Source organism: Anaeromyxobacter sp. SG66, assembly GCF_022690805.1.
GTDB lineage: Bacteria > Myxococcota > Myxococcia > Myxococcales > Anaeromyxobacteraceae > Anaeromyxobacter > Anaeromyxobacter soli.
Genome location: NZ_JALCZC010000064.1, coordinates 1 through 23,424 on the forward strand (window position 1 = coordinate 1; position 23,424 = coordinate 23,424).

Below are 23,424 nucleotides of genomic sequence, written 5' to 3' on the forward strand. Positions count from 1 at the left end.
CTCCGGCGCCACGCCCGCCTCCGGCACGGTGACCCGGGCCCGCTCCGGCGCCGGGCGGCGCGGCTCCTCGCGGCGCGGCGCGGGAGGCGGCCGCGGCGCCCGCCTGCGGCCGACGAGCAGCAGCCCCGCCACCGCCCGGACGGCCTGGCGGATCGCCTCGGCCTGCCGCTCGAACCGCGCGGTCCCGGGGTCGCGCGGCTTCGCCAGCACCTCGATCGCGCCGAGCTGGAGGGCGCGGAACGCGAGCTGCTGCGCCTCGCCGCCCGCCTCGCCGCTCACCACCACCACCGGCGTCGGGGCGACGCGCATGATCTCCTCGAGCGCCGCGAGCCCGTCGAGGCGTGGCATCCGCACGTCCATCGTGACGACGTCGGGCCGGAGCGCCTTCACGAGCGAGACGGCCTCGCGCCCGTCGCCCGCCTCTCCCACCACCTCGACCCCGGGGGCGGAGGAGAGGATGTCCCGGAGCACGGCGCGAAAGGCGCGGGCGTCGTCGACGAGGACGCAGCGGATCATGCAGGGAGGAGCTGCCGCACGAGGTCGAGCAGCTTCCCGCGCTGGACGTCGCGCTTCACGAGGTAGCCGTCGGCGCCCGCCTCGAGCCCCGCCGCGCGGTCCTCCGGGGCGTCGAGCGACGTCACGAGGATGACCGGGACGTGGGAGAGCTTCGGATCCGCCTTGAGGCGCCGGGTGAGGCCCAGGCCGTCGAGGCGCGGCATCTGCACGTCGCTCACGACGAGGTCGCAGCCCGACTCCCGGGCCAGCGCGAGCGCCTCCTCCCCGTCCTCGGCGGGGAGCACGAGGAACCCGGCGATCTCGAGGAGCGCCTTCACCGCGGAGCGGGTGCCGAGGGAGTCGTCGGCGACCACGATCCGGTGGCGGGCGGGGGCCTTCGCGTCCGCGGGGAGCCGCGCCGCGTCGACGAGGTGCGACGGCTGGAGCACCGCGACGACGCGCCCGTCGTCGAGCACCGCCGCGCCTGCGACGTGCTGCGCCGAGGACATCCGCCGCCCGAGCGCGCTCACGACGATGGCCTGCTCCCCGAGCACCTCGTCCACCGCGAACGCGACCCTCCTGCCGGCCGAGGCCACGAGCAGCGCGACGGTCGCCCCGGTCTCGCTCCGCGTCGTCGGCGGGCCGCTCGCGCCGACGACCCGCGCGAGGGGCGCGTACGGTACCTGGTCACCGTCGACCGAGACCGTCACCTGCCCCGCCACGGTCCCGAGGTCGCCGGCGCCCACGAGGAGGACGCGCTCGATGGCGTCGGCTGGGAGGAGCGCCACGCCGCCGCCGGCGCGGACGAGGAGCCCGGTGGTGCCGGCGATCGTGAGCGGCACGTCGAGGACGAAGGTGGCGCCGCGGCCGCGGTCGCTCGCGACGTCCACGCGGCCGCCGAGCCGCCGCACGGCCTCGGCCACGACGTCGAGCCCCACGCCGCGACCCGAGAGCGCGGTGATCTCCTGCGCGGTGGAGAGGCCCGCCCGGAACGCGAGCCGGATCGCCTCCGCGTCGCCGAGCCGCGCGGCCTCCCCGGCGGTCACGATCCCGCGCTGGACCGCGGCGGCCCGTAGCCGCTCCGGCGAGAGCCCCGCGCCGTCGTCGCGGACGGTGAGGACGACGCGGTCGCCGCGCGACTCCACCCGCACCGAGAGGAGCGCCTCCTCGGGCTTGCCCTCCGCTCGGCGCGCGCCGGGCGCCTCGATCCCGTGGTCCAGGGCGTTCCTCACGAGGTGCAAGAGCGGCCCCTTGAGCTCGTCGAGCACCCGGCGGTCGAGGCGCACCTCGCCGCCGGCGAGCCGCAGCGAGACCTTCTTGCCGAGCTGCGCGGCCAGCTCCCGGACCGCCGGGCGCAGCGACTGCAACGCCGCCTCCGCGGGGACCATCCGCAGCCCCTGGAGCGTGTCGCGCAGCGACTGGGCGAAGATGCGCTCGCGCTCCGCCTCCCGGCGGAGCTCGCGCGCGGTGCGGCCGAGATCGGCGCCGCGCGCACGGATGCGCTCGAGCCCCTCGTCGAGGGCGCGCGGGCGAGCGTCATCCGCGATCCCCGCCTCGTCGAGCCCCCGCTGCACGAGCAGGAGCGCCTCGCGCAGCGCCTGGGCCGTCCGCTCCAGGTCGCGGCCGCGGCGCTCGCGGCGAGAGACGCCGACGACGAGCTGATCCACGTCGGCGGCCGCCGTGTCGAGCCGGGTGGCGTCCACCCGGACGCTGCGCTCCTCGTCCCTGCTCGACCGCGCCGCGCCCTCCGGCGGCGAGGCGGGGCGGGGCTCCGCGGCCACCGCCACCTCGCGCAGCTCCACCACCTCCGCGGCGGCGCGCGCGAGGATCCTCGGGAGGTCGTCGCCGCCGCCTTCCAGCTCGCGAACCGTCGCCTCGACCCGGCTGGCCAGCTCCGCCGCGCGCCCCCGCAGCGCGGCCGCGAGGCGGCTCGCCGCCTCGCGCGCGCGCGCCACGTGCGAGGACCGCGCCTCGCCGTCCGAGGTGCAGACCGCGCCGAGCTCGGCCGCGAGCACCTCGACGTCGGCCGAGGGGCCGGCCGCCGACGGCCGGCCGCGCGGGTCCGGCGCCCCCGCCTCCCGGGGAAGGACGGCCCCGAGCCCCGCGAGCACCTCGTCCCTGTCGGCGATCCGCCCCTGCGCGGCCGCGGTGAGCGACTCCTCGACCGCGCGTGCAGCCCGCAGCACGGCCTCGACCGCCCCGGCGGGCAGGCCCCGGCCGCCGTCAGCGAGCACGAGCACGTCCTCCACCGCGTGCGCCGCCTGCTCGATGTCGTGGAGGCCGAGGCTCGCGGCCGTGCCCTTCAGCGTGTGGGCGATGCGGCGGAGCGGCACGACGGCGCCGGGCGACGGCGCGCTCTCGAGCTCCATGATCCCGGCGGCGAGCGCCTGGACCTGCTCGCGGGTCTCGGCCTCGAAGACCGGCCATACGCGTTCGAGGAGGTCGGCCAAGGATCAGCTCCTGTCGCGCTCCGCGACGCCGAGGCGCGAGGGGTCGAGGACGGCCCGCCGATCGGGCGTCACCCACGCGAAGGGTCCGCTCTCCGGCGGCCTCAGGTCGGCCAGCGGGATCTCGAGGCGCCTGCCCACCCGCTCGACCGCGAGGCCGAAGAGATCGCCCTCGTCGTCGAGGACGATCACCCGCGGCAGGTCCGAGAGCCCGCCGCCCTCGAGCCCGAGCACGTGGCGGAGATCGAGGACCGGCACCGGGCGGGTGCGCGCCACGATGGCCCCGACGACGCCGCGCGGCGCACCGAGCAGCGGGTGGACGCGGCGGGCGTCGAGGACCTGGTGGATCCGGGTCACCTCCACCGCGTACCTGTCCCCGAGGACCTCGAAGGGCAGGATCACCCGGACCTCGGCGCGCTCCTCCTCCCGCGCCTGCGCGAGCTCGCGGGCTCGCTCGCGCAGGATCGCCTCGGCCCGGGCGGCCTCCGCCGCGGCGCGCGCGCTCACCGGATCACCGCCGTGACCTTGCGGACCGCGTCCCGGAGCTGGAGGGGCGACACCGGCTTCGTGAGGAACGCGCTCGCGCCGACGAGCACCCCCCGCTGCCGGGACCCCTCGTCCCCGAGCATGGTGAGGAGCAGCACCGGGATGTGCCGGAGGGACGGGTCGCTGCGCATGGCGGCGCACAGCTCGAACCCGTCCATCACCGGCATGTTGACGTCGGAGATCACCACGTCCGGGCGCAGGGCGCGCACCTTCTGCAGGCCCTCCGCGCCGTCGCACGCCTCGCTGAACTCCCAGCCCTGGGCGATGAGGTAGATCTGGACGAGCGAGCGGAGCGTGTGGGTGTCATCGACGATGAGCACCTTCATGCGCGCTCCTCCCTCCGGGTCCGCGCGGTGGCCTCGCCGAGCCGGGCGGCGAGGGAGGAGAGGCTCGCGGTGGCGCGCTCCACGACCTCGGTGCCGGCCACCGCCTCCTCGGACGCGGAGGACAGGTCGGACATCGCGGCGACGATCTGCTCGACGCCGATGCCCTGCTGCCGCGTGTTGTTGGCGATCTGCCGGGCGGAGAGAGAGGAGTCGCGGATGGCCCGCGTGAGGCCGGAGATCGCCTTCGCGGCGTCCGCCGCGAGCTCCATCGCGCCGTGCGCGCGGCGCGTCCCCTCCTCGGCCACCTGCATCGCCGCCTGCGTCCCCTTCTCGATCTCGGCGAGGATGCCGCGGACGTCGCCGGCGGCGGAGGTGGACTGCTCGGCCAGGTTCCCCATCTCGACGGCGACCACCGAGAACCCGCGCCCGCGATCGCCAGCCTTCACCGCCTCGATGGAGGCGTTCAGCGCGAGCAGGCTCGTCTGTTCCGCCAGATCCTTCAGACCGGCGACGATCTCGCCGATGTGCCGCGAGCGCCGCGCCTGATCGGCGATGGCGCGCGAGAGGGTCTGGACCTGCCCGGCGAGGCTCCGGATCGTCTCGACGGTCCGCTCCAGCACCTGCTGGCCCTCGGCGGAGAGGTCCTCGGAGCGCTGCGCGACCTCGACCACCTCCTCCGCGTGGAGCGCCGCCGCCCGCGCCGTCTGGGCGATCTCCGCGGCGGTCGTGCTCGTCTCGGCGACGACGGCGGACTGGCGCGCCGCGAGGGCCGACTGCCGCGAGACGCCGCCCGCGAGGAGGCTCGAGTCCTCGGCGAGCTGGGCCGAGGCCTTCGAGAGCTCGTCGAGCGTCGCGCCCAGCGTCAGGCGCAAGGCGTCGAGATCGCGCCCGGCCCGCCTCACCTCCGCGGCGCCCTCGGGCACGAGCGGGCGGGTGAGGTCGCCCCGCACCGCGGCCCGGGCGGCCGCGGCGAGGTGCTCGGCCGGGCGCGCGAGGTGCGTGGCCGCGACGAGCACCGCCGCGAGGGCCACCCCCATCACGGCGAGGCCGCTTCCGCTCGGGAGCCGCGCCGAGGCCGCTCCCGCGGCGAGCGCGGTTCCGCCGACGAGGAGGATCCCCCATCGCAGCGGGAGCGCCAGGCGTCCGCGCCGCCAGCGAGGACGCCCGCTCGGACTCTCGGTCCGGTTCACTCGAAGACCTCCGACCAGGGGGACGCCGCTCCGGCGTCCGGCAGCGAGGGGTTCACGACTGCTCCAGCGCGTCCCGCTCCACGAGCTCGGGGGCGAGGACGGGGACGGCCTCGTCTCCCACCCGGCAGGCGCCGAGGACGAGGCGCGAGGCCTCCCCCGCTCCCGCGGCGCCCTCGGCGAGGAGCGGATCCTCGACGAGGCCGTGGACCTCCTCCACCACGAGGGCCACCGTGGGGGCGCCGTCGAGGATCACCATCATCGCGTCGAGCGACAGCGCGCTCGCGCCGCCGAGACGCACGCCGAGGTCGACGGCGAGCGCGGGGCGTCCACGCCAGACGAAGCTCCCGAGCAGCCAGGGCGCTGCGCCCGGCACCTTGTCGAAGGCCACCCGGCGCGCCAGCTCCGCGGCGCGGGCGGCGGGCAGGAGCACCCGGCCGGCGGCCACGCCGGCGAGCAGGTACAGGCCCGGGAGTCGCTCCCCCGGGCCGAGCGCCACGAGCCCCGCGCGAACGCGCTGATACTCCCGCTCGATCGCGCGGAGCTCCTCCACGAGCGCGCGGCGCTGCGCTCCGAGCTCGCTCATGCCCGCTCCCGTGGCGTGCGACTCGGGGTGCTCACGCTTCGGGCCGCCCGTGCGCGCAGCTCACTTGCCGTTCGACAGGGTCTTCGTCACGCGGACGAGGTCGTCGCGCGCGTGGCGGACGTCGTCCCAGTCCGCGGGCTTCGCGGCCTCGAAGCCCTGCTTCATGTTGAGCGCCTCGAGGATGCTCCTGTTGGCGGGGTCCTTCGCGAAGGCCACGAGGGCCTTCTGCACCTTGGCGACCACGTCGGCCGGCACGTCCTTGCGCGCGGCGAACGGGAGCGGCGAGTACGCCTTGGTGGTGTAGAGCACGCGGAGCTTGGCGCGATCCGCCTGGGGGAGGAGCTCGAAGGTGCGCGTGAGCCCGCCCGAGGCGGTCGCCTTCCCCTGCAGCACCGCCTGGTAGCCCGCCTCGTGGGAGCCGGCGACCACGACCTTCACGTCCTTCTGCAGCTCGAGCCCGCCCTCCTTCTGGAGCGCGAAGAGCGGGAGCACCGCGGCCCCGAACGAGCCCGCGCTCGGGATGGCGACGGTCGAGCCCTTCAGGTCCGCGAGCCGGGAGAGCTTGCTGTCCTTGGCGACGACGAGCACGCCCACCGTCTTCGCGCCGACCTCGCGCGCGAAGGCGGCGTACTGGTCGTCCTGCTGAACGTAGGCGAGGGTGTTGTGGTAGTAGAACGGGTACGCCGCCGCCTTCGCGCGCGTCCCGAACTCGGAGATGCTCGGGGCGGTGACGAAGCGGAGCTTCACCCCCGACATCTCGCTCACCTTGTCCAGGAACGGCACCCACTGCTCCGCGACCTTCGCGGTCGCCACCTGGGGCAGGACGCCGAAGTCGTAGACGGGCTCCTCCGCGCGGGCGGGACCCGCCGCGGCGGAGAGGGCGCCGGCGAGCAGCGCGGCGATCCCGGTCTTCAGGGCTCTCTTCTTGCGAACCATGCGTGCCTCCTCCGTTCAGCTGCGGTAGCGCTCCGCGAGGCGCGTGAGCCGGCTGGAGACGGCCTTGAGCCGCTCCGCCGCGCGCCTCGTCTCTTCACTTCCGGCCACGTTGCCCTCGGCGGCCTGCGCGAGCTGCGCGAGGGCTCCCACGATCTCGTTCACGCCGCTCGCCTGCTGGCGCGAGCTCTCGGCGATCTGTCGCGCCGCGGTCGCGGACTCGCGGCAGACGTTCGCGAGGTTGCCGATGGTCGCGCCCGCCCGCCGCGCCAGCGCCGCGGTGGAGCGCGCCTTCTCGCTGCCCTGCTGGGTCGCGGCGGCGGCGGCCTCGCTGCTCTCCGCGATCTCCCCGAGGAGCTTCGGGACCTCGCCGGCGGTGGCGCTCGACTGCTCCGCGAGCGCGCGCATCTCCCGCGCGATCACGGAGAAGCTCGCGCCGCTCTCCGCCGAGCGGGCCGCCTGGATCGCCGCGTTCAGGGCGAGCACGTTCGAGCGGAGGGCGAGGTCCTTGACCTTGCCGATGATGTCGCCGATCTCGCCCACCCGCGTCGAGAGCGCGCCGAGGCGCGTGGCGATGGCGGAGACCTGCTGCTCGACGTGCGTCGTGCTGCCGACCGCCTCCTCCACGATGCCCTCGCCGGCGCGCGACGACTCCTCCGCCGTCTGCGTCACGGTGATCACGCGGTCCGCCTGCTCGATGGCCGCGCTCGAGGTCTGCGCGATCTCCTGGGTCGAGGCGTTCATCTCCGCGACCGCGGCGGACTGCTGCGCGGCCATGGCGGCCTGCCGCGTCGCCGCGCCCAGCATGGCGTCGGACTCCTGCGCCAGCGCCGCCGCGGCCTCCTTGAGCTCGCCGAGCATCGACTGCAGCTCCGCGACCATGTGCGCGAAGCTGCGCCCCAGCGCCGCGACCTCGTCGCTCCCGGAGCGCCGCACCTCCTGGCGCAGGTCCCCCTCGGCGATCCCGAGGGCGGCCTGGGAGAGCTCCATGAGCGGCTTCGTGGTGAAGCGCGCGATGGGGAACATCGCGAGCAGGCAGGCGACGAAGACGACGGACGCGAGCCCCAGCGCGCGCCGGCTCGCCTCGGCGATCTGGCTCCTCAGGTCCGCGTACGGAAAGCCGATCTCCACCGAGCCGAGCACCTTCACGCCGGCGTCGCCGGCGGACCCGGCGCCGAGCGCCTCCTCCAGCCCGAGCGGATCGAGGTACTGCGCGTCGGACTTTGCCTTGAAGGTCACGAGCGCGACCACGTGGAGGACCTGGCGGCCCCCCACGGTCACCGACCGCTCGAGGAGCCGGGTCCCGAGCTCGAGGTCCGCGAGCTTCACCGCCTCCGGCCGGGCGACGCCGAACTCGTCCTTCAGGGCCTCGGCGAGCGGGCGCCCGCGCTCGTCGCGCACGATGACGTACGCCGCGCCCGGGACGTCGCCGAGCGTCGCCGCGCTGAGCGCCTCGAGCCCCGCCCTGTCCTGCGCGAAGATCAGGCTCGCCGAGGTGTTCGCCACCGTGAGGGCCGCCAGGCGGCCGCGGCTCGTCAGCTCCCGCTCGAGGAGCTTCTCCACCTCGCGACCGAAGGACAGCGCCAGGATGATCGCGACGATCGCCGTGGACGCCCCGGCGATCGCCATGATCTTGAGGCTCAGGCCGAACCGGGACCTCCGGGCCGCCTCGAGCACTCGGGGGGACGCCTCGCGCCCGGACGTGCTCGCCGCTGTCTGCATGCGCGCCACCTCTGATGAACGCCGCTCGTGCTCACGGAGCCCCCGGCCCGTCTCGCCGGGCGGAGCAGATTTCCAGCGAGTGAAGAACCCTAAGCTGGGGACAGCGCGTGCGTCAAATGAACCGCTCCCCTTTTGCACCGTCCGTGTGCGCGGCTCAATCTCACTGTCGGTCGCTCGCCGACACGGGTCCACCGGGTCGGAAACGACCGCGTTGAAAAACGATTTTCCCGCTCGAGATCACGTCGACTGGGCCCGGGGGCGCGCTGTACCATCCGCGAATCACCTCGGTCTGTGAACCATCACCGAGCGTTTGACCACGCATTTGAAGGGGACCTCATGAACACTCGCAACCCACTGCACGCGGCGGGCACGGCGCTCCTCGCCGGCGTCCTCGCGCTGGCGGCGACGCCCGCGCTCGCGACGGACATCTACTTCCGAAGCTTCAGCACCGCCGCGGCCATGGGGCCGCCGGCAGACGACTACGGCGCGAAGCTGGCGAGCATCACGGACCTCACGCTCGGCCCCGCCGGCAGGGTCAACTTCGTGAAGCTGCCGGGCATCCCGGCAATCCCCTCGCAGTTCAAGGGCGACATCGTCGCCGCCGTCGGGGCGGGCGCGGCCGGCGGCGGCTTCGACGCCGCGTACAACTCCGGCAGCGAGCTCAACAAGACCTGGGGCTTCCTCTTCAACTCGGGGGTGCCGTTCGGGCCCGGCTTCGACGAGTACCTGGGCTTCCTCTTCGGGAAGTCCGTGGACGACGGGCAGCGCTCCGGCCTCGAGCTGCTCCAGTCGATCCTCGACCTCAACAACCGGAACGTCGTCGTCCTCCCGATCGTCGGCAACGCCGAGCAGCTGTCCGGCTACTTCTACGAGCCCATCGGCGAGGCCCCCGGGCGCGCGGGCATCGGACTCGAAGGCCTGTGCCAGCGGAACTGGACGCTCCGCTACCTCCCGCCCGGCGAGTACACGCTCAACCGCGCCTGCGACGACCTCGTCGCCCGGGGCGTCATCCCCCAGAAGAACCTCAAGTTCATCGCGCCCATCCCGGGCGGCGGCTCGCTCGTCGACGCGGTGAAGCTGGGCTACCTCCAGGGCTTCGAGTTCGCGACGCCGCTCGACGACGTCTCGTCGCTCTTCAACACCGCCGACAACCCGGGCACGGTGGGTGTCCGCTACGTCCACTTCCCCGGCTGGCAGCAGCAGTTCCTCATCACCTGGATGATCGTCAACAAGCAGGTGTGGAGCTCGCTCAACACCGCGCAGCAGACGCTCGCGTACAGCGTGGCGCGTGACCACGTGCTCGCGTCGTACGGCGAGAACATGCGCCAGCAGGGCGCGGCCCTGAGGTACATCCTCGAGGTGAACCGCTACGACGCCGACCCGAACAACGACATCGTGCTCGTGAAGTGGCCGAGGAAGGATCAGGACCTGATGATCAAGTCCACGATCGCGATGCTCAACGATCGCGTCTACGACGCGACGCTCCCGGCGACGGACCGCCGCGACTACAAGACGGTCCTCGAGGCGCTCCGCAAGTACGTCGCCACGAGCGACATCTACTGGGACGACCGCAAGGTCGACTCGAAGATCCGCTTCGAGGGCTGGGTGAACGAGAGCGGCGAGACCTGGCAGCCGAAGTTCCCGAAGTAGGCTCGCCGGAGGCGGTGACTTAGTGTCCGGCGGCCGTTCCCTCGCGGGGGCGGCCGCCGGCGCATTCTTGGGCGGCGGCGTCAGAGGCCTTCGGCGGGCACGGAGAGGCGCACGAGGACGTCCGGCTTCACGCGGAGCGTCCCGAGCATCGCGCTGTACGGCCTCACGCCGAACGCGGGCTGGTGCAGGGGCACCTCCGCGACGAGCCGCTCGCCGTCGCGGCTCACCGCGACCTCGATCGGCCGGGTCACCCCGACGAGCGTGAGCGCGCCGCGGACGTCGTAGCCGCCGCCGTCGCGCCGGGAGACGCCCGTGGACGCGAAGCGGATGTCCGGGAAGCGCCGCGCGCGCAGCACCGTGGCCGCGATCGCCTCCTCGATCTCCCGCGCGTCCGTCGCGCGGAGCGCTCCCGCGAGCGGGCGGCCGTCGCGCATCGCCCCCACCACGCGCAGCGACGCCGGATCGAGCCGCGCGGCGACCGACGGGACGACCGGGTCCACGACGAGCTCGAACGCGGTGACGCGCAGGAGGAGATCGTGCGCGAAGGCCGAGAGGGCCCCCTCGCGGAAGGTGAGGACCTCGCAGCGGGCCGCGTCGGGTCCGTAGCTCCGCCTCGACAGGCTCGCCGGGTCCGCCATGGCCGCAGGATGGCGTCGTCCCATGGGAGGAGCAAGGACGGGCGGCGCGCGCACCTCATGGGTCCCATCGGCGCGGTGGCTGGCAAGTTAGTTCGTACTTACTTACAAAGCCCGGCATGCCACGGACGACCGAACCTCTCCGCGAACGAAAGCCCGCCGAGGACCGCCGGCGCGAGATCGCCGACGCCGCCCTGCGCGTCATCGCCAGCCAGGGGGTCGGCCGCTTCACCGCGCTCGCCATCGCGCGCGAGGTGGGGGTCACCGACGCGGCGCTGTTCCGGCACTTCCCGACCAAGGAGGCCATCGTCCTCGCGGCCATCGACCGCGTGGGTGAGCTCCTGTTCGAGGCTTTCCCGCCGCAGGACGCCGATCCGATCCGGCGGCTCGGCAACTTCTTCCGCCAGCGCGTCGCCGTGATCCGCGGCCGCCCCGGCATCGCCCGGCTCTTCGCCTCCGAGGAGCTCGCGCACGCGGCGCCCGCGGCCGGCGCGGAGCGGCTCGAGGAGTTCCGCGCCCGGTCCACGGACTTCGTCCGCGCCTGCATCGCCGAGGCGCTCCGGAGCGGCGCCCTCGCGAAGGGGCTCCGCGTCGAGGAGGCCTCGCTCGTGGTGCTCGGCGCGCTCCTCGCGCTGGCCCACTCGCGCGCCGTGCCGCCCGGCGACGTCGCCGATCTGCCCGAGCGCGTCTGGAGCACGCTCGAGACGTTTCTCCGCGGGGCCGCTCCCCGCCCGCGGAGCGCGGCCCGCCGTCCGCCGCCCCCCACCCGACGGCACCTGACCCGTACTCGAAGCCCAGGAGAACTCCCATGAAGACGATGCTGCTGCTGCCGCTCGCCCTGTCCGCCCTCCTCTCCCCCGCGCTCGCGCACGCCCACTGCGACACGCTCGACGGGCCGGTGGTCGTGGCCGCCCGGTCCGCCCTCGAGTCGGGCCAGCTGAACCCCGTCCTCGCGTGGGTGCCGGCCTCCGGCGAGGCCGAGATCCGCGAGGCCTTCGCCAAGACCCGCGCGGCCCGCAAGGCCGGCAAGGAGGCTCGCGAGGTGGCCGACCGCTGGTTCTTCGAGACCGTGGTCCGCGTCCACCGCGCCAGCGAGGGCGCGCCCTACACCGGCCTCGAGCCCGCGGGTGAGGTCGAGCCCGCGGTGGCGGTGGTCGACCAGGCGATCGCGAAGGGCGATCCCAGGGCCATCGACGCGTTCCTCCGGGACTCCGTGCACGGTGGCCTCGAGGCCCGCTGGCGCCGGCTCGCGGCCGAGAAGCCGCCGGCCGACGACGTGGCCGCCGGCCGCCGCTGGGTGGCCGCCTACGTCCCGTTCGTCCACTGGGTCGAGGGGGTGCAGGCCGCCGCGGCTGGGCCCGGCGCGCACGGCCACGCGGGCGCGCCCGAGGCCGCTCACGCTCCGGAGCAGGCCCGGCGTGACCCGGCGCGCGGCGCCGACGCCCGCCACGTCCACTGACGCCGGTCCGGCGCGGCCGGGTGGACACGCCCGCCGCGCCGGATCCCCGCGAGCGCCGGCGACGCTTCCCGCAACGGCTCGACCGCCAGGGCCGCCCTCCGTCATCATCTTGTGAAAGGGAGGGCGGACGCATGCGTCTCGGCAGGGGGGACAGCTCGAACGTGGAGGACCGGCGTGGGCTCGGCGGGGCGGGGCTGCGCCTGGGGCTCGGCGGCACGCTCGTCGTGGCCGCGCTGAGCCTCATCTTCGGGAAGGACTTCCTCTCGATGGTGGGCGGCGGCGAGGCGCCGTCGTCCCCCGAGCAGGTCGAGCAGCGCAAGGCGGAGGAGTCCCCGCTCGAGGACGTCGCCGTCGCGTCGTTCAACGACGCCCAGGACGTGTGGACGCGCGAGCTCGGCCGGCGTTACCGCCCGTCGCGGCTCGTGCTGTTCTGGGACGGGACGCGCTCCGGCTGCGGCGACGCCTCCTCGGCGATGGGGCCGTTCTACTGCCCGCTCGACGAGAAGGTCTACATCGACCTCGGGTTCTATCGCGAGCTCGCGCGCCGGTTCGGCGCGCCAGGCGAGCTCGCGCAGGCGTACGTCATCGCCCACGAGGTCGGTCACCACGTGCAAAACGTCCTCGGGATCGCCCCCCGGGTGCGCGAGGCGCAGGAGCGCGACCCGTCGGCGCAGAACGCGCTCTCCGTGAAGATGGAGCTCCAGGCCGACTGCCTCGCCGGCGCCTGGGCCCGGACCGTGGCCGACCGCGGGCAGCTCGACCCCGGCGACCTCGAGGCCGGCCTTCGCGCGGCGGCGGCGGTCGGCGACGACCGGATCCAGCGGACCACCACCGGGAGCGTGCACCCCGAGCGCTTCACGCACGGCACGGCCGAGCAGCGGGCGCGCTGGTTCCGCCGCGGCTACGACACCGCGAAGCTCGACGCGTGCGACACGTTCGGCGGCGCCATCGCCGGCGACGGGGAGGACCGGGGCGCGCCGAGGCCGCGCGGGCGAGCGGCCCCGGAGCCGTGACCTCCGGCGACGGACTCGACGCAGCCGAGCCCTCGCGGGTCAGCTGCCAGGCTGGAACGTGGCCGTGAGGGTCCTCGCGCTCGTCACTGCCACCGTGCACACGCTCCGGAGACGCTCGTGACCCCCCGCGACCTGGAGCTGGAGCCGTCTGCCGAGCCGCCGTCACTGTCCTGAGCAGGACGAGGGGCGCGCCGCCCGCTCGTGCTCCAGCAGCCAACGCTTCCGCTCGACCCCGCCGGCGTAGCCGGTGAGCGCACCGCCCGCGCCGATCACCCGGTGGCACGGGATCACGATGGCGAGGGGATTACGACCGTTGGCCGCGCCCACCGCCCGCGCCGCCGAGGGCGCGCCCAGGCGAGCGGCGATCTCGCCGTACGTCCTCGTCTCGCCGAACGGGATCTCGGCGAGCGCGCGCCACACCTCGAGCTGGAACGGCGTGCCGCGGGGGCGGAGCGGGAGGTCGAAGGTGGTCCGCTCTCCCGCGAACCAGCCCTCGAGCTGCCGGCACGCCCGCTCGAGCAGGGCGTCTCCCCGGCCGTCCTCCGCGGCGAGCACCGGCGCGCCGCCCTGATCCTCCATGTACACGGCCACGAGGGCGTCCCCGTCCGCCAGGAGCCGCAGCCTGCCCACCGGACTCTCCATCACCCGCTCACGCAAGGTCATCTCTCCGCTCCTTTCGTCGCCGGGGTCCACAGGTGCATCACCGCGTAGGCGCGCCACGGGCGCCAGCCCTCGGCGCGCACCTCGGCGACCCGGGCCGAGGCAGTGCCCAGCGCGCGGAGCACGCCGAGGTCCGCGGCAGGGAACGCGTCGGGATCGCCGGCCGCGCGCATGGCGATCACCTCGGCGGTCCAGGGGCCCACGCCGGGCAGCTCGAGGAGCCCCGACCGTACGGCCTCTACGTCGGCGCCGCGGTGCAGCGCGAGGCCGCCGCCGGCCACCGCCTCCGCCAGCGCCAGGATCGTCCGGGCGCGTGCCCCGGGCATGCCGACCCCGGCGATCCGGTCGATCCCGGCCGCGGCCACAGCCTCCGGCGTGGGGGCGAGCCGGTCGAGCCCCGGGAACGGCGTCTCGACGGGCTCGCCCAGGGCGGCGGCGAGCCGCCCGGCCACCGTGGTCGCCGCGGCGACGCTGACCTGCTGTCCCACGACGACGCGCACCGCGGCGTCGAACCCGTCGAACGCCCCCGGGACCCGCAGGCCTTCGCGACGACGGACGGAGCGCGCGAGGACCGGATCGCGCCGCAGCCACGTCGCGACCGCGTCGGGCCGTGCGTCCAGATCGAACAGCCCGCGCAGCCGGGCCACGAGCGGCATGAGCGCGCCCGCCAGCGAGAGCGACACCTCGGCTCGCAGGGCCGGCCGTCCCGGGTCGCGCGTCACGGAGACCCAGCCGCTCCGCCCGCCGAGGCGCACCGTCCGGCGATAGGCGCCGCCCTCCACCTGCTCCACCCGCGCCGTGCAGCGCGCGGCGAGGAAGCCGAGCAGCGCCTCCCAGTCCAGCGGCGGGCGGAAGTCGAGGCGGAGGACGAGCGAGCTCGTCGCGGCGCCGTCGCCGTGGGCGCGCCGGATCGCCGAGGGCGGGCGGCCGAAGCGCTGCTGGAAGAGCGCGTTGAACCGGCGCAGGCTCGAGAACCCGGCGGCGAAGGCCACCTCGGCCATCGGGAGCGCGGTGTCGTGGAGGAGCTGCTTCGCGAGCGCCATCCGACGCGACTGCGCCAGCTCGATCGGGGTGACGCCGAGCTCGGCGGCCACCGCCCGGCGCAGGTGGCGGGACGTGACGCCGAGCGCCGCGGCGAGGTCGTCCACCGAGGCCTCGTTGAGGAAGCCCTCCCCGATCCGCGCGGCCGCCGCGGACACGAGGCGCGGGACCGCGTCCACCGGGCCACCCCCGGGCGCGAGCTCCGGCCGGCAGCGGAAGCAGGCGCGGAAGCCCTCGCGCTCCGCCTCCGCCGCGCGCGCGAAGAACACGCAGCGGTCGCGGCGCGGCGTGCGCGCCGGACACACCGGGCGGCAGTAGACGCCGGTCGTCCGGACGCCCACGAAGAAGCGGCCGTCGAAGCGGGGGTCCCGCGCGGTCAGCGCGCCAAAGCAGGTGTCGGCGTCGAGGATCACGCCCCCTGTCTAGCCGCTCGCGCGGACGGCGTCTGGCCGTTTTCGGACCTGGGGGCGACGGCGAGAACGCGCACCGGGGCGGGCGGACCCGCGCGCGTTCCTGGCGCCGGCGTGAGCGGGTGTGCGCGGCAGCGGCATGGCCCGCTGCGCCACGCCATGAGCGAGCACGCGGGTTCCAAAGCGAGCGGCCGAGCGAGTAGCATCGCACCGTGACCAGTGATCCCGTCGTGCTCGCGCTCCGCGCGGCCATCGCGGCGAACGACTCCGCCGAGCTGCGCGCCGCGCTCGGGGAGCACCTCCTCGGATCCGGCGCGCCGCGGGAGGCGCTCGACGAGCTCGAGGCCGGCCTCCGGCTCGCGCCCGGCTCGGGGCCGCTCCTCGACGGCGCGGCCCGTGCGGCCGAGGCCGCCGGCGCCCCCGGCCGCGCCGCCGCGTACCGGCTCGCGGCGAAGGCGCTCGCGGGCCCGCCCTCGCCCGCGACGCCGCTTTCCACCCCTTCCCCGGCCGTCCGCGTGCCCGACGCCCGCGGTGACGTCGACGAGGAGGACGAGGACGACGACGAGGAAGAGACGCCGTCCCGCGGCGAGCGGCTCGCGGGCGGACCGAACCTCCGCCTCCTCTCCAGCGACGGCGAGCCGATCGAGGACGACGCGCCTCCCTCCGTCGCGTTCGCCGACGTGGGCGGGATGGACGAGCTCAAGGCCCGGCTCGAGCGGAGCTTCCTCGGGCCGCTGCGCGATCCCGAGACGTACCGCCGCTTCGGCAAGAAGATCGGCGGCGGGATGGTGCTCTACGGGCCGCCCGGCTGCGGGAAGACCTTCCTCGCCCGAGCGCTCGCCGGCGAGATCGGCGCGCGCTTCACCGAGGTCGGGCTGTCCCAGGTGCTCGACATGTGGTTCGGCGAGAGCGAGCGGCGGCTCCACGAGCTCTTCGAGAACGCCCGGCGCCGCGCCCCGACCGTGCTGTTCTTCGACGAGGTGGACGCCCTCGGGCAGCGCCGCTCGCAGCTGCGCGGCACCGCCGGGCGGAACCTCGTGAACCAGCTCCTCTCGGAGATGGACGGGTTCGCGTCGCGGAACGAGGGCGTGTTCTTCCTCGCGGCCACGAATCACCCCTGGGACCTCGACCCGGCCCTGCGCCGGCCCGGCCGCTTCGACCGGCTGGCCTTCGTCCCCCCGCCGGACGCGGAGGCGCGGCAGCGCATCCTGGAGCTGAAGCTCGGGGAGCGGCCCGTCGCGGGCGGCACCGACCTCGCGCGCGTCGCGCGCATGACCGACGGCTTCAGCGGCGCGGACCTCTCCGCGTTGGTGGAGGCCGCCACCGAGCTCGCGATCGAGGCGACCCGCAAGAGGAAGGCGGAGCAGCCCATCGACGACGCGCTCCTCGCGCGCGCCGCGAAGGACGTGAAGCCCTCCACGCGCGCCTGGTTCGAGGTGGCGCGCAACCACGCGATCTACGCGAACGAGGGGGGCGCCTACGACGACCTCCTCGAGCACCTAAAGGCGATCAAGCTCGCATGAGCGCGCCGGGGCTGCAGGGGCTGATCGGGCGGGCGCGCGCCGCGCTCGACCTCGGTCGCCTGGACGAGGCGGAGCGCGCCGCGCGCGGTGCGCTCGCCGCGGATCCCGCCGCCGAGGAGGGCCACGCGCTGCTCGCGCGCGTGCAGCTCCAGCGCGGCGCGCACGACGAGGCGCTCCGGACGGCGGAGGCGGGGATCGGCGCGACGCCGGACTCCGAGTGGCTCCACCGGCTCCGCGCGCTCGCGCTCTCCGCGATGGGGCGCGGCGACGAGGCGCGCGCCGCCGCGGACGAGGCGGTCCGCCTCGCCCCGGACCTCGCGCCGGCGCACTACGTGCGCTCGGTCGTCCTCGAGGCCATGAAGGCCCTCCCCGAGGCGCGCGAGTCCGCCGAGCGCGCGGTCGAGCTCGACCCGGAGGACGCCAGCTACCACGCGCAGCTCGGCGACCTCTGCCTCGCGCGCGATCCTGCGCGCGCCGAGCGGCACTACCGGGAGAGCCTCGCCCTCGATCCGGAGCGCGCCGCCACCCTCAACAACCTCGGCGTCGCGCTGAACGCGCAGAAGCGGACGCGCGACGCCGCGCTCGCCTTCCGCTCCGCGGTGATCCTCGACCCGACGCTCACCGTGGCGAAGCAGAACACCCACGCGTCCGTCCGCAAGCTCGCGGGGGGCGGCACGCTGTTCGCCGTCGCGATCGGGGTGACGCAGGGCGCGCGCCTCCTGGAGCGCATCGGCCGCGGCGGGAGCGAGTCTCTGCGCTGGGTCGCGCTCGCGGTGGTGCTCGCAGGCGCCGTCGCGACGTGGGGGATCTGGTTCTGGCGCCGCACGGCGGGGATCCGGCGGCTCGCGGAGACCGATCCGCAGCTTCACGCGATCTACGTGCGGCTCGAGGCCGACCGGAAGGCGGGGCGGCTGCGGTCGTAGCCGCGGCACGCGCGAAGGCGGATCCGGTCGCGCGAGCTGCCCCGCGCGGGCGGAGCGCAGCCGCGCGCGCGGACGCGTGGGGCCGCCCGCGTCACCCCGCGTGCGAACCCGGCGTTTCCCCCGGCACGCCCCGTCCTCGCCCTTCCCGCGCTCGCCGCCGCCGCCGACAATGCCGCCAAAGCCATGCTCCACGACCCCGTCGCCCGCTGCGAGGAACGCGTCGCCTCCCTCGCTGCGGCGTCGCTCGCGCGGGCGCGCGACGAGGCCGACCTCGCCGAGCTGCTCGGCGGGGTGTGGGCGATCGTCGAGGAGGAGCTCGCGTCCGGTCGTCCTGCGGGCAGCCCCGCCCCCGCGTGCGGTCCGGGGTGCGCGGCGTGCTGCACGGTGAACGTCGGGACGCTCGCGATCGAGGGGGCGGTCGCGGCGGCGCTCCTCCGGCGAGACGTCCCGGCGGGCGAGCTGTCCGCGCTCGCGGCGAGGCTCCGCGCGTTCCACGACCGCGTCCGGTGGCTCGAGGACCGGGAGCGCATCTCGGGCCGCATCGCGTGCCCGCTCGCGGACGCGGCCGGGCGGTGCGCCATCCACGCGGCGAGGCCGCTCGCCTGCCGCAGCATCAGCTCGCTCGATCCCGCCGAGTGTCGCCGCGCCCTCGGCGAGCTCGCGGAGGACGAGCCGGGGCTCGTGGCCATGGATACGCTGCAGAAGGCGCTTCACGACACCGCGCGCGAGACCCTCTCCCGCGCGCTCGCGGCGCGCGGGCTCGACGCGCGCCAGCGGGACGTGTCCGGGATGACGGCAACATTCCTCGGCGGCCCGGCAGCGGTCGCCGGGTTCCTCGCAGGGAGCCGGATCCCGCTCGAGTGAGCCTCCCTGCCGAGCTGCCTGGACGCGCGCGCCCCCGGCCGCGAACCTCGCGGACGCGGGGGGTCCCGATCGACCGTCAGCGTCCGCGCTGCGAGGCCCGGGGGCCCTGCTTCTCGACGAACGGATTCCGCGGCTTCCCGACGCGACGCTCGACGTTCCTCTGATGCTCCGCGACGTCGGGCGACGCCGACGCGCCCTCTGCCGTGGCGTCCGCAGCCGCAGGCTGCGCACGGTGCACGGGCTTTCCCTTCTTCTTCCGCTTCGGGCTGACGGGCATGATCTTCTCCTGTGGCCGCAGTTGTAGACGGGATGCCGTCGACGGGCACGCGCAATCGGATCGGGGACGCGGGACCGAGCCGGCGAGACCGGGGATCCCCGCGCGCGCCGCCCCGGGCCGCGCGCGCCGCCGGCGCCCGCCGCGGGCCGACGATAAAACCTGCTTACTCAACGCGGGGTTGCGCTGCCTGGCAGGCGTCAGCCCCCCCTGCTACAACCCAGCGCTCGATGCCCGGCACCGACTTCGTCCATCTGCACCTGCACACGCTCTACTCCCTCCTCGACGGCGCGATCCGCATCAAGGACCTGCTGAAGACCGTCCAGGCGAAGGGCATGAAGAGCGTCGCCGTGACCGACCACGGCAACCTCTTCGGCGCGGTCGACTTCTACAAGAAGGCGAAGGAAGCCGGCGTGAAGCCCATCATGGGCATGGAGGCGTACGTCGCCGGCGAGAAGGGCCGGCACGACCGCTCCGAGCGCATCGGCCGCCACCTCATCCTCCTCGCGAAGAACGCCGAGGGCTGGGCGAACCTCCGCTTCCTCTCCTCCAAGGCCTTCACCGAGGGCTTCTACTACGACCCGCGCATCGACAAGCAGCTCCTGCGCGACCACTCGAAGGGCCTCATCGGGATGACCGCCTGCCTCGCCGGCGAGGTGCCGCGCCTCGCCCGGCAGGGCGACATGGACGGCGCGCGGCGCGTCGCGCGCGAGTACCGCGACATCTTCGAGCCCGACTCGTTCTTCCTCGAGGTCCAGTCGAACGGGATGCGCGAGCAGCTCGACGTGAACGCCAAGCTCGCGCAGCTCGGGCGCGACGAGGGCATCCCGCTCGTCGCCACCGCCGACGCCCACTACGTCTCCCGGCAGGACGCGAAGGCGCACGAGGTCCTCATGTGCATCGCGTCCAACAAGACGTTCCAGGATCCGAAGCGCCTGCGCCACGACACCGACGGGCTCTTCATCCAGTCGCCCGACGACATGGTCGCGGCGCTCCCGGACTACCGCGAGGCGATCGACAACACGCTCCGCATCGCAGAGCTGTGCAACGTCGAGCTGCAGCTCGGGAAGTCCTTCCTCCCGCGCTTCCAGCTCCCCGACGGCGTCTCCGAGGAGGCCTGGATCGAGAAGCTCGCGAAGGACGGGCTCGACGCGCGCTTCCGCGAGATCGACGGCAAGTACCCGCACGACCGCGACGCCTACCGGCAGCGGCTGGAGATGGAGCTCGGCGTCATCAAGAAGATGGGGTTCAGCGGCTACTTCCTCATCGTCCAGGACTTCATCAACTGGGGGAAGCAGCACCAGATCCCGGTCGGCCCCGGCCGCGGCTCGGGCGCGGGCTCCATCGTCGCCTGGTCGCTCCGCATCACCGACCTCGACCCGCTCCGCTGGAACCTGCTCTTCGAGCGGTTCCTCAATCCGGAGCGCGTGTCGATGCCCGACTTCGACGTCGACTTCTGCCAGAACCGGCGCGACGAGGTCATCGACTACGTCCGCGAGAAGTACGGCAAGGACAACGTCGGCCAGATCATCACCTTCGGCTCGCTCAAGGCGCGCTCGGTCATCCGCGACGTCATCCGCGTGATGGGGTTGCCCTTCGCCGAGGGCGACAAGATCGCGAAGCTCGTCCCGGACCCCGTCCAGGGCAAGACGCCGCCGCTCAAGGAGCTCGTGTTCGGCAGCGACAAGCTGCCGGCGGAGCCGCGGCTGGAGGAGCTCTACAAGAAGCCGACCGTCATCTCGCAGTGGGTCGACGAAAAGGGCGTCCAGCAGACGGTCACGACCAAGGACCTGCTCGACATCGCGATGAGCCTCGAGGGCCTGAACCGCCAGGCCGGGCTCCACGCCGCGGGCGTCGTCATCGCGGACAAGCCGCTCTGGGAGTACGTGCCGGCGTACAAGGACGACAAGTCCGAGATGCTGGTGTCGCAGTTCGCGAAGGAGGAGGTCGAGGCGGCGGGCCTCGTGAAGTTCGACTTCCTCGGCCTCAAGACCCTCACCGTCATCGACGACGCCCTCCGGATGGTGAAGCAGAACCACCCGGAGATGAAGGACTTCACCGCCGCCGACATCCCCATCGACGATCCCAAGGTCTACGAGCTCATCAGCCGCGGCGACACCGCCGGCGTGTTCCAGATGGAGTCCTCGGGCTTCACCGAGATGGTGATCAAGATGAAGCCCTCGCGGTTCGAGGACGTCATCGCCGCGGGCGCGCTCTACCGGCCCGGCCCCCTCGACCAGAAGCTCGAGGACGGCCGCACCATGGTGGACGTCTACATCGACCGCAAGCACGGCCGCGAGAAGGTGGTCTACGACCACCCCAAGCTCGAGCCGGTCCTGGAGCCGACCTACGGCGTCATCGTCTACCAGGAGCAGGTGATGCAGATCTCGCAGGTCCTGGCGGGCTATTCGCTGGGACAGGCGGACCTCCTTCGCCGCGCGATGGGGAAGAAGAAGGCCGAGGTCATGGCCAAGGAGCGCGTCGGCTTCCTCGCGGGCGCCGTCAAGAGCGGCGTGGACGAGAAGGTCGCCGGCGGCATCTTCGACCTCATGGAGAAGTTCGCGGCGTACGGCTTCAACAAGTCGCACTCCGCCGCGTACGGGCTCCTCACCGTCCAGACCGCCTGGCTCAAGGCGCACTATCCGGTCGAGTTCATGGCCGCGCTCATCTCGAGCGAGGCGTCGAACACCGACAAGGTCGTGCTGCACATCTCCGAGGCGCGCGCCGACGGGATCGAGGTGCTCCCGCCGGACGTGAACGAGTCCTTCAAGGACTTCGGCGCGTTCGGCCCGTTGGAGGCGGGGGGAAGTGGGCGAAGCGAGGGCCGCCCCGGCAAAAACTCCAAGGGCCGGATCCGCTTCGGCCTGGGCGCCGTGCGCGGCGTGGGCGACTCCGCCGTGCAGGCCATCCTGGAGGCGCGCGCGGAGGGCGGGCCGTTCAAGAGCCTCTACGACCTCGCCTCGCGCGTGGACTCGAAGAAGATCAACAAGAAGGTGGTCGAGGCGCTCGTGAAGTCCGGCGCGCTCGACTTCGAGGGCGTGCCGCGCTGGCAGCTCTTCGCCGGCATCGACTCCGCCTTCGCGGCCGGCGCCTCCGCGCAGGCCGATCGCGCCTCCGGCCAGGCGAGCCTGTTCGGCGCCCTCCCCGCCGCGCAGGTCGAGCAGAAGCCGCGCTACCCGCGGCCCGGCGACGTCATCGGCGAGCTCACCGTCGAGGAGTGGCCGGAGCGCGTGCGGCTCGCGCTGGAGAAGGAGGCGCTCGGCTTCTACCTCACCGGCCACCCGCTGCAGGGCTACGAGAAGGAGGTCCGACGGTACGCCTCGACGACCTGCGCCGCGGTCGCGAACAAGCGGCACGGCGACAAGGTCTCCGTCGTGGGCGTCGTCGCGGCGGTGCGCGAGCGGATGAACAAGGAGAAGGGCACGCGCTTCGGCTTCCTCACGCTCGAGGATCTCACCGGCACGGTCGAGGTGGTGTGCTGGGCCTCGCGCCCGGCGACCGGCCAGCGGCCCGCGCAGAAGGGCTGGACGGACTGGGAGGTCTTCTGCAAGTCCGACGAGCCGCTGCTCGTCCACGGCGAGGTCCGCATCAACAACCGCGAGGAGGAGAACCCGCGGGCGGAGATCACCGCCATCGACATCGAGCCGCTCTCGCTCGTGCGCAAGCAGAAGACCTCCGAGATCGCGCTCCGCATCGACGCGGAGCGGCTCTCGAAGGAGCGCGCGACCGACCTGAAGGCGCTCCTCGCCCGCAACCCCGGCACCTGCACGGTCACCGTGCGCGCCGTCGTCCCGGAGCAGAGCGAGACGACCGTCTCGGTTCCGGCGAAGGTGCAGCCGACGGACGACCTGCTCGAGTCTGCGCGGCGGCTCGGGTTCGAGGTGGAGCTGCGCTGAGCCGGCCGCCGCCGGGTCAGGACAGCTCGGCGACGATCCTCCGCCGTACGCGACGACCTAGATCTCCGGGACCGCCTCGCTCCGCTCGATGGGGATGACGCGCGCGCGGAACTCCCCGGCTCCACGCCGCCCCGGGGCGGCGCGCCCGCGGGTCTCCGGCCACGCGAGTGACCACCCGAGGACGGTGAGCGCCTCCAGCGCGGCGTCCGCGAGGTAAATGCGCCGGATCCGCCCGCGCGCCGCGTACCAGCCGCCGGCGCCGCCGAGCGCCGCCGCGGACGCGGCGCCGAGGAACGCGATCTCCTCCGTCACGCGGCGCCGGGCCCCCGCCAGGACGAGCGTCCCGCCCACCGCCGCGATGAGGGCGCCGACCGTCTTCACGAGCCAGCCCGCCTGCTTCGGCCCGGTCACGACCTCGAAGCTTCGGAGGTGGACGATCGGCCAGATCCCGGTCGCCACCCAGTACGCGCCCTGGGCGAGCGCCAGCCTGCGCGGGAGTGCAGTCGCTTCCATGCGGAGAACCTGCGCATCCCGCCCCTCTCGCGCGGCGCGCCGCTAGAGCGGAGGTCGCGAGAGCGTGCACACGCGCCCGGGGCCGTCCGCGATCGTGCCGCAGGTGAGGCCCTGGGGGCACTCGGCGCTCGTCTCGCAGCGGATCTCGCAGGTCCGGAACGTCGGCCTGCCCGGCCCGCAGCCGGCGATGCCGCAGTACTCCACGCAGGTCTGCCCGGTCGCGCACCCGGTCTCCGGGCAGGGCTCGTGCAGCCCGGCGGCGGGAGCCGGCGGCGCCTCGCTCGGCGCGGCCGTGGCGGTCGCCGCGGGCGCCGCCGCCGC

General features: G+C 74.4%; 22 protein-coding genes. 9 read left to right on the plus strand and 13 right to left on the minus strand.

The genetic code is table 11. From position 1 onward, the window contains the following. From MNZ39_RS16220 to MNZ39_RS16255, 8 genes are all read right to left on the minus strand, one after another. Window positions 1-516: response regulator (locus MNZ39_RS16220; protein WP_242340124.1), on the minus strand; the 516-nt coding region annotated here is incomplete at its 3' end. Beyond that, window positions 513-2,945 carry a response regulator gene (locus MNZ39_RS16225; RefSeq protein WP_242340125.1) on the minus strand — a complete coding sequence of 811 codons (2,433 nt, stop codon included), beginning with the start codon at window positions 2,943-2,945 and terminating at the stop codon, window positions 513-515. The genes MNZ39_RS16225 and MNZ39_RS16220, both read right to left, overlap by 4 nt. A 3-nt stretch (window positions 2,946-2,948) precedes the next feature. Next, a complete protein-coding gene (locus MNZ39_RS16230; RefSeq protein ID WP_242340126.1) occupies window positions 2,949-3,449 on the minus strand; it encodes a chemotaxis protein CheW in 501 nt (166 codons plus the stop codon). Continuing rightward, a complete protein-coding gene (locus tag MNZ39_RS16235) occupies window positions 3,446-3,814 on the minus strand; it encodes a PleD family two-component system response regulator (protein ID WP_242340127.1) in 369 nt (122 codons plus the stop codon). Before MNZ39_RS16235 ends, MNZ39_RS16230 begins: the two co-directional genes overlap by 4 nt. Beyond that, complete coding sequence (locus tag MNZ39_RS16240; protein ID WP_242340128.1) at window positions 3,811-5,004, minus strand: methyl-accepting chemotaxis protein; 1,194 nt, start codon at window positions 5,002-5,004, stop codon at window positions 3,811-3,813. The genes MNZ39_RS16235 and MNZ39_RS16240 overlap by 4 nt, the downstream gene beginning before the upstream one ends. 52 nt (window positions 5,005-5,056) lie before the next feature. Then, on the minus strand, window positions 5,057-5,587 hold the full coding sequence (locus MNZ39_RS16245; protein ID WP_242340129.1) for a chemotaxis protein CheW: 531 nt from the start codon (window positions 5,585-5,587) through the stop codon (window positions 5,057-5,059). Between the two features lie 60 nt (window positions 5,588-5,647). Continuing rightward, the gene (locus tag MNZ39_RS16250; RefSeq protein WP_242340130.1) at window positions 5,648-6,523 is read right to left on the minus strand and encodes a phosphate/phosphite/phosphonate ABC transporter substrate-binding protein; all 876 of its coding nucleotides are present in this window, start codon (window positions 6,521-6,523) and stop codon (window positions 5,648-5,650) included. A 15-nt stretch (window positions 6,524-6,538) separates the two neighbouring features. Next, window positions 6,539-8,242 carry a methyl-accepting chemotaxis protein gene (locus tag MNZ39_RS16255; protein WP_242340131.1) on the minus strand — a complete coding sequence of 568 codons (1,704 nt, stop codon included), beginning with the start codon at window positions 8,240-8,242 and terminating at the stop codon, window positions 6,539-6,541. A 336-nt stretch (window positions 8,243-8,578) separates the two neighbouring features. Here MNZ39_RS16255 and MNZ39_RS16260 point away from each other — a divergent pair, with 336 nt between their 5' ends. Continuing rightward, window positions 8,579-9,892 (plus strand): hypothetical protein, encoded by a 1,314-nt coding sequence (locus MNZ39_RS16260; RefSeq protein WP_242340132.1) that lies wholly within the window; start codon window positions 8,579-8,581, stop codon window positions 9,890-9,892. Between the two features lie 80 nt (window positions 9,893-9,972). On the opposite strand, the gene MNZ39_RS16265 is transcribed toward MNZ39_RS16260, so the two are convergent. Then, window positions 9,973-10,554, minus strand: coding sequence for a YceI family protein (locus tag MNZ39_RS16265; protein ID WP_242340133.1), 582 nt, complete (start codon window positions 10,552-10,554; stop codon window positions 9,973-9,975). 92 nt (window positions 10,555-10,646) lie between these two features. Between MNZ39_RS16265 and MNZ39_RS16270 the strand changes: the two genes are divergently transcribed. From MNZ39_RS16270 to MNZ39_RS16280, 3 genes are all read left to right on the plus strand, one after another. Then, complete coding sequence (locus MNZ39_RS16270) at window positions 10,647-11,339, plus strand: TetR/AcrR family transcriptional regulator (RefSeq protein ID WP_242340134.1); 693 nt, start codon at window positions 10,647-10,649, stop codon at window positions 11,337-11,339. Further along, on the plus strand, window positions 11,336-11,986 hold the full coding sequence (locus MNZ39_RS16275) for a DUF6448 family protein (RefSeq protein WP_242340135.1): 651 nt from the start codon (window positions 11,336-11,338) through the stop codon (window positions 11,984-11,986). The genes MNZ39_RS16270 and MNZ39_RS16275 overlap by 4 nt, the downstream gene beginning before the upstream one ends. A gap of 131 nt (window positions 11,987-12,117) precedes the next feature. After that, complete coding sequence (locus MNZ39_RS16280) at window positions 12,118-12,999, plus strand: neutral zinc metallopeptidase (protein ID WP_242340136.1); 882 nt, start codon at window positions 12,118-12,120, stop codon at window positions 12,997-12,999. Window positions 13,000-13,161: 162 nt separating this feature from the next. Here MNZ39_RS16280 and MNZ39_RS16285 read toward each other — a convergent pair whose 3' ends face one another. Together MNZ39_RS16285 and MNZ39_RS16290 are read right to left on the minus strand one after the other, a co-directional pair. Beyond that, the gene (locus MNZ39_RS16285) at window positions 13,162-13,662 is read right to left on the minus strand and encodes a methylated-DNA--[protein]-cysteine S-methyltransferase (RefSeq protein ID WP_242340137.1); all 501 of its coding nucleotides are present in this window, start codon (window positions 13,660-13,662) and stop codon (window positions 13,162-13,164) included. Then, the gene (locus MNZ39_RS16290) at window positions 13,659-15,113 is read right to left on the minus strand and encodes a DNA-3-methyladenine glycosylase 2 (RefSeq protein WP_242340138.1); all 1,455 of its coding nucleotides are present in this window, start codon (window positions 15,111-15,113) and stop codon (window positions 13,659-13,661) included. The genes MNZ39_RS16285 and MNZ39_RS16290 overlap by 4 nt, the downstream gene beginning before the upstream one ends. A 209-nt stretch (window positions 15,114-15,322) precedes the next feature. On the opposite strand from MNZ39_RS16290, the gene MNZ39_RS25015 reads away from it, so the two are divergent. The 3 genes from MNZ39_RS25015 (at window position 15,323) to MNZ39_RS16305 (ending at window position 18,420) form a co-directional block, all read left to right on the plus strand. Then, a complete protein-coding gene (locus MNZ39_RS25015; RefSeq protein ID WP_242340139.1) occupies window positions 15,323-16,633 on the plus strand; it encodes a 26S protease regulatory subunit in 1,311 nt (436 codons plus the stop codon). Beyond that, complete coding sequence (locus MNZ39_RS16300) at window positions 16,630-17,556, plus strand: tetratricopeptide repeat protein (protein WP_242340140.1); 927 nt, start codon at window positions 16,630-16,632, stop codon at window positions 17,554-17,556. The genes MNZ39_RS25015 and MNZ39_RS16300 overlap by 4 nt, the downstream gene beginning before the upstream one ends. A 183-nt stretch (window positions 17,557-17,739) precedes the next feature. After that, the gene (locus MNZ39_RS16305; RefSeq protein WP_242340141.1) at window positions 17,740-18,420 is read left to right on the plus strand and encodes a YkgJ family cysteine cluster protein; all 681 of its coding nucleotides are present in this window, start codon (window positions 17,740-17,742) and stop codon (window positions 18,418-18,420) included. Between the two features lie 76 nt (window positions 18,421-18,496). On the opposite strand, the gene MNZ39_RS16310 is transcribed toward MNZ39_RS16305, so the two are convergent. Further along, on the minus strand, window positions 18,497-18,697 hold the full coding sequence (locus MNZ39_RS16310) for a hypothetical protein (protein WP_242340142.1): 201 nt from the start codon (window positions 18,695-18,697) through the stop codon (window positions 18,497-18,499). A 227-nt stretch (window positions 18,698-18,924) separates the two neighbouring features. Here MNZ39_RS16310 and dnaE point away from each other — a divergent pair, with 227 nt between their 5' ends. Next, on the plus strand, window positions 18,925-22,590 hold the full coding sequence (gene dnaE / locus MNZ39_RS16315; protein ID WP_242340143.1) for a DNA polymerase III subunit alpha: 3,666 nt from the start codon (window positions 18,925-18,927) through the stop codon (window positions 22,588-22,590). Between the two features lie 57 nt (window positions 22,591-22,647). Here dnaE and MNZ39_RS16320 read toward each other — a convergent pair whose 3' ends face one another. Further along, window positions 22,648-23,103, minus strand: a complete 456-nt coding sequence (locus MNZ39_RS16320) for a hypothetical protein (protein WP_242340144.1) — start codon at window positions 23,101-23,103, stop codon at window positions 22,648-22,650. 64 nt (window positions 23,104-23,167) lie between these two features. On the opposite strand from MNZ39_RS16320, the gene MNZ39_RS16325 reads away from it, so the two are divergent. Then, on the plus strand, window positions 23,168-23,424 hold a 257-nt coding region (locus MNZ39_RS16325; RefSeq protein ID WP_242340145.1), incomplete at its 3' end, for a hypothetical protein.

Excerpts from the sequence above, each read along its gene's own strand:
- dnaE (WP_242340143.1), top strand. The coding sequence starts at position 18,925 with ATGCCCGGCACCGACTTCGTCCATCTGCACCTGCACACGCTCTACTCC.
- MNZ39_RS16275 (WP_242340135.1), top strand. The coding sequence starts at position 11,336 with ATGAAGACGATGCTGCTGCTGCCGCTCGCCCTGTCCGCCCTCCTCTCC.
- MNZ39_RS16245 (WP_242340129.1), bottom strand. The coding sequence starts at position 5,587 with ATGAGCGAGCTCGGAGCGCAGCGCCGCGCGCTCGTGGAGGAGCTCCGC.
- MNZ39_RS16305 (WP_242340141.1), top strand. The coding sequence starts at position 17,740 with ATGCTCCACGACCCCGTCGCCCGCTGCGAGGAACGCGTCGCCTCCCTC.
- MNZ39_RS16265 (WP_242340133.1), bottom strand. The coding sequence starts at position 10,554 with ATGGGACGACGCCATCCTGCGGCCATGGCGGACCCGGCGAGCCTGTCG.
- MNZ39_RS16255 (WP_242340131.1), bottom strand. The coding sequence starts at position 8,242 with ATGCAGACAGCGGCGAGCACGTCCGGGCGCGAGGCGTCCCCCCGAGTG.
- MNZ39_RS16310 (WP_242340142.1), bottom strand. The coding sequence starts at position 18,697 with ATGCCCGTCAGCCCGAAGCGGAAGAAGAAGGGAAAGCCCGTGCACCGT.
- MNZ39_RS16320 (WP_242340144.1), bottom strand. The coding sequence starts at position 23,103 with ATGGAAGCGACTGCACTCCCGCGCAGGCTGGCGCTCGCCCAGGGCGCG.
- MNZ39_RS16250 (WP_242340130.1), bottom strand. The coding sequence starts at position 6,523 with ATGGTTCGCAAGAAGAGAGCCCTGAAGACCGGGATCGCCGCGCTGCTC.
- MNZ39_RS16270 (WP_242340134.1), top strand. The coding sequence starts at position 10,647 with ATGCCACGGACGACCGAACCTCTCCGCGAACGAAAGCCCGCCGAGGAC.
- MNZ39_RS16300 (WP_242340140.1), top strand. The coding sequence starts at position 16,630 with ATGAGCGCGCCGGGGCTGCAGGGGCTGATCGGGCGGGCGCGCGCCGCG.
- MNZ39_RS16285 (WP_242340137.1), bottom strand. The coding sequence starts at position 13,662 with ATGACCTTGCGTGAGCGGGTGATGGAGAGTCCGGTGGGCAGGCTGCGG.
- MNZ39_RS16260 (WP_242340132.1), top strand. The coding sequence starts at position 8,579 with ATGAACACTCGCAACCCACTGCACGCGGCGGGCACGGCGCTCCTCGCC.
- MNZ39_RS16235 (WP_242340127.1), bottom strand. The coding sequence starts at position 3,814 with ATGAAGGTGCTCATCGTCGATGACACCCACACGCTCCGCTCGCTCGTC.
- MNZ39_RS16280 (WP_242340136.1), top strand. The coding sequence starts at position 12,118 with ATGCGTCTCGGCAGGGGGGACAGCTCGAACGTGGAGGACCGGCGTGGG.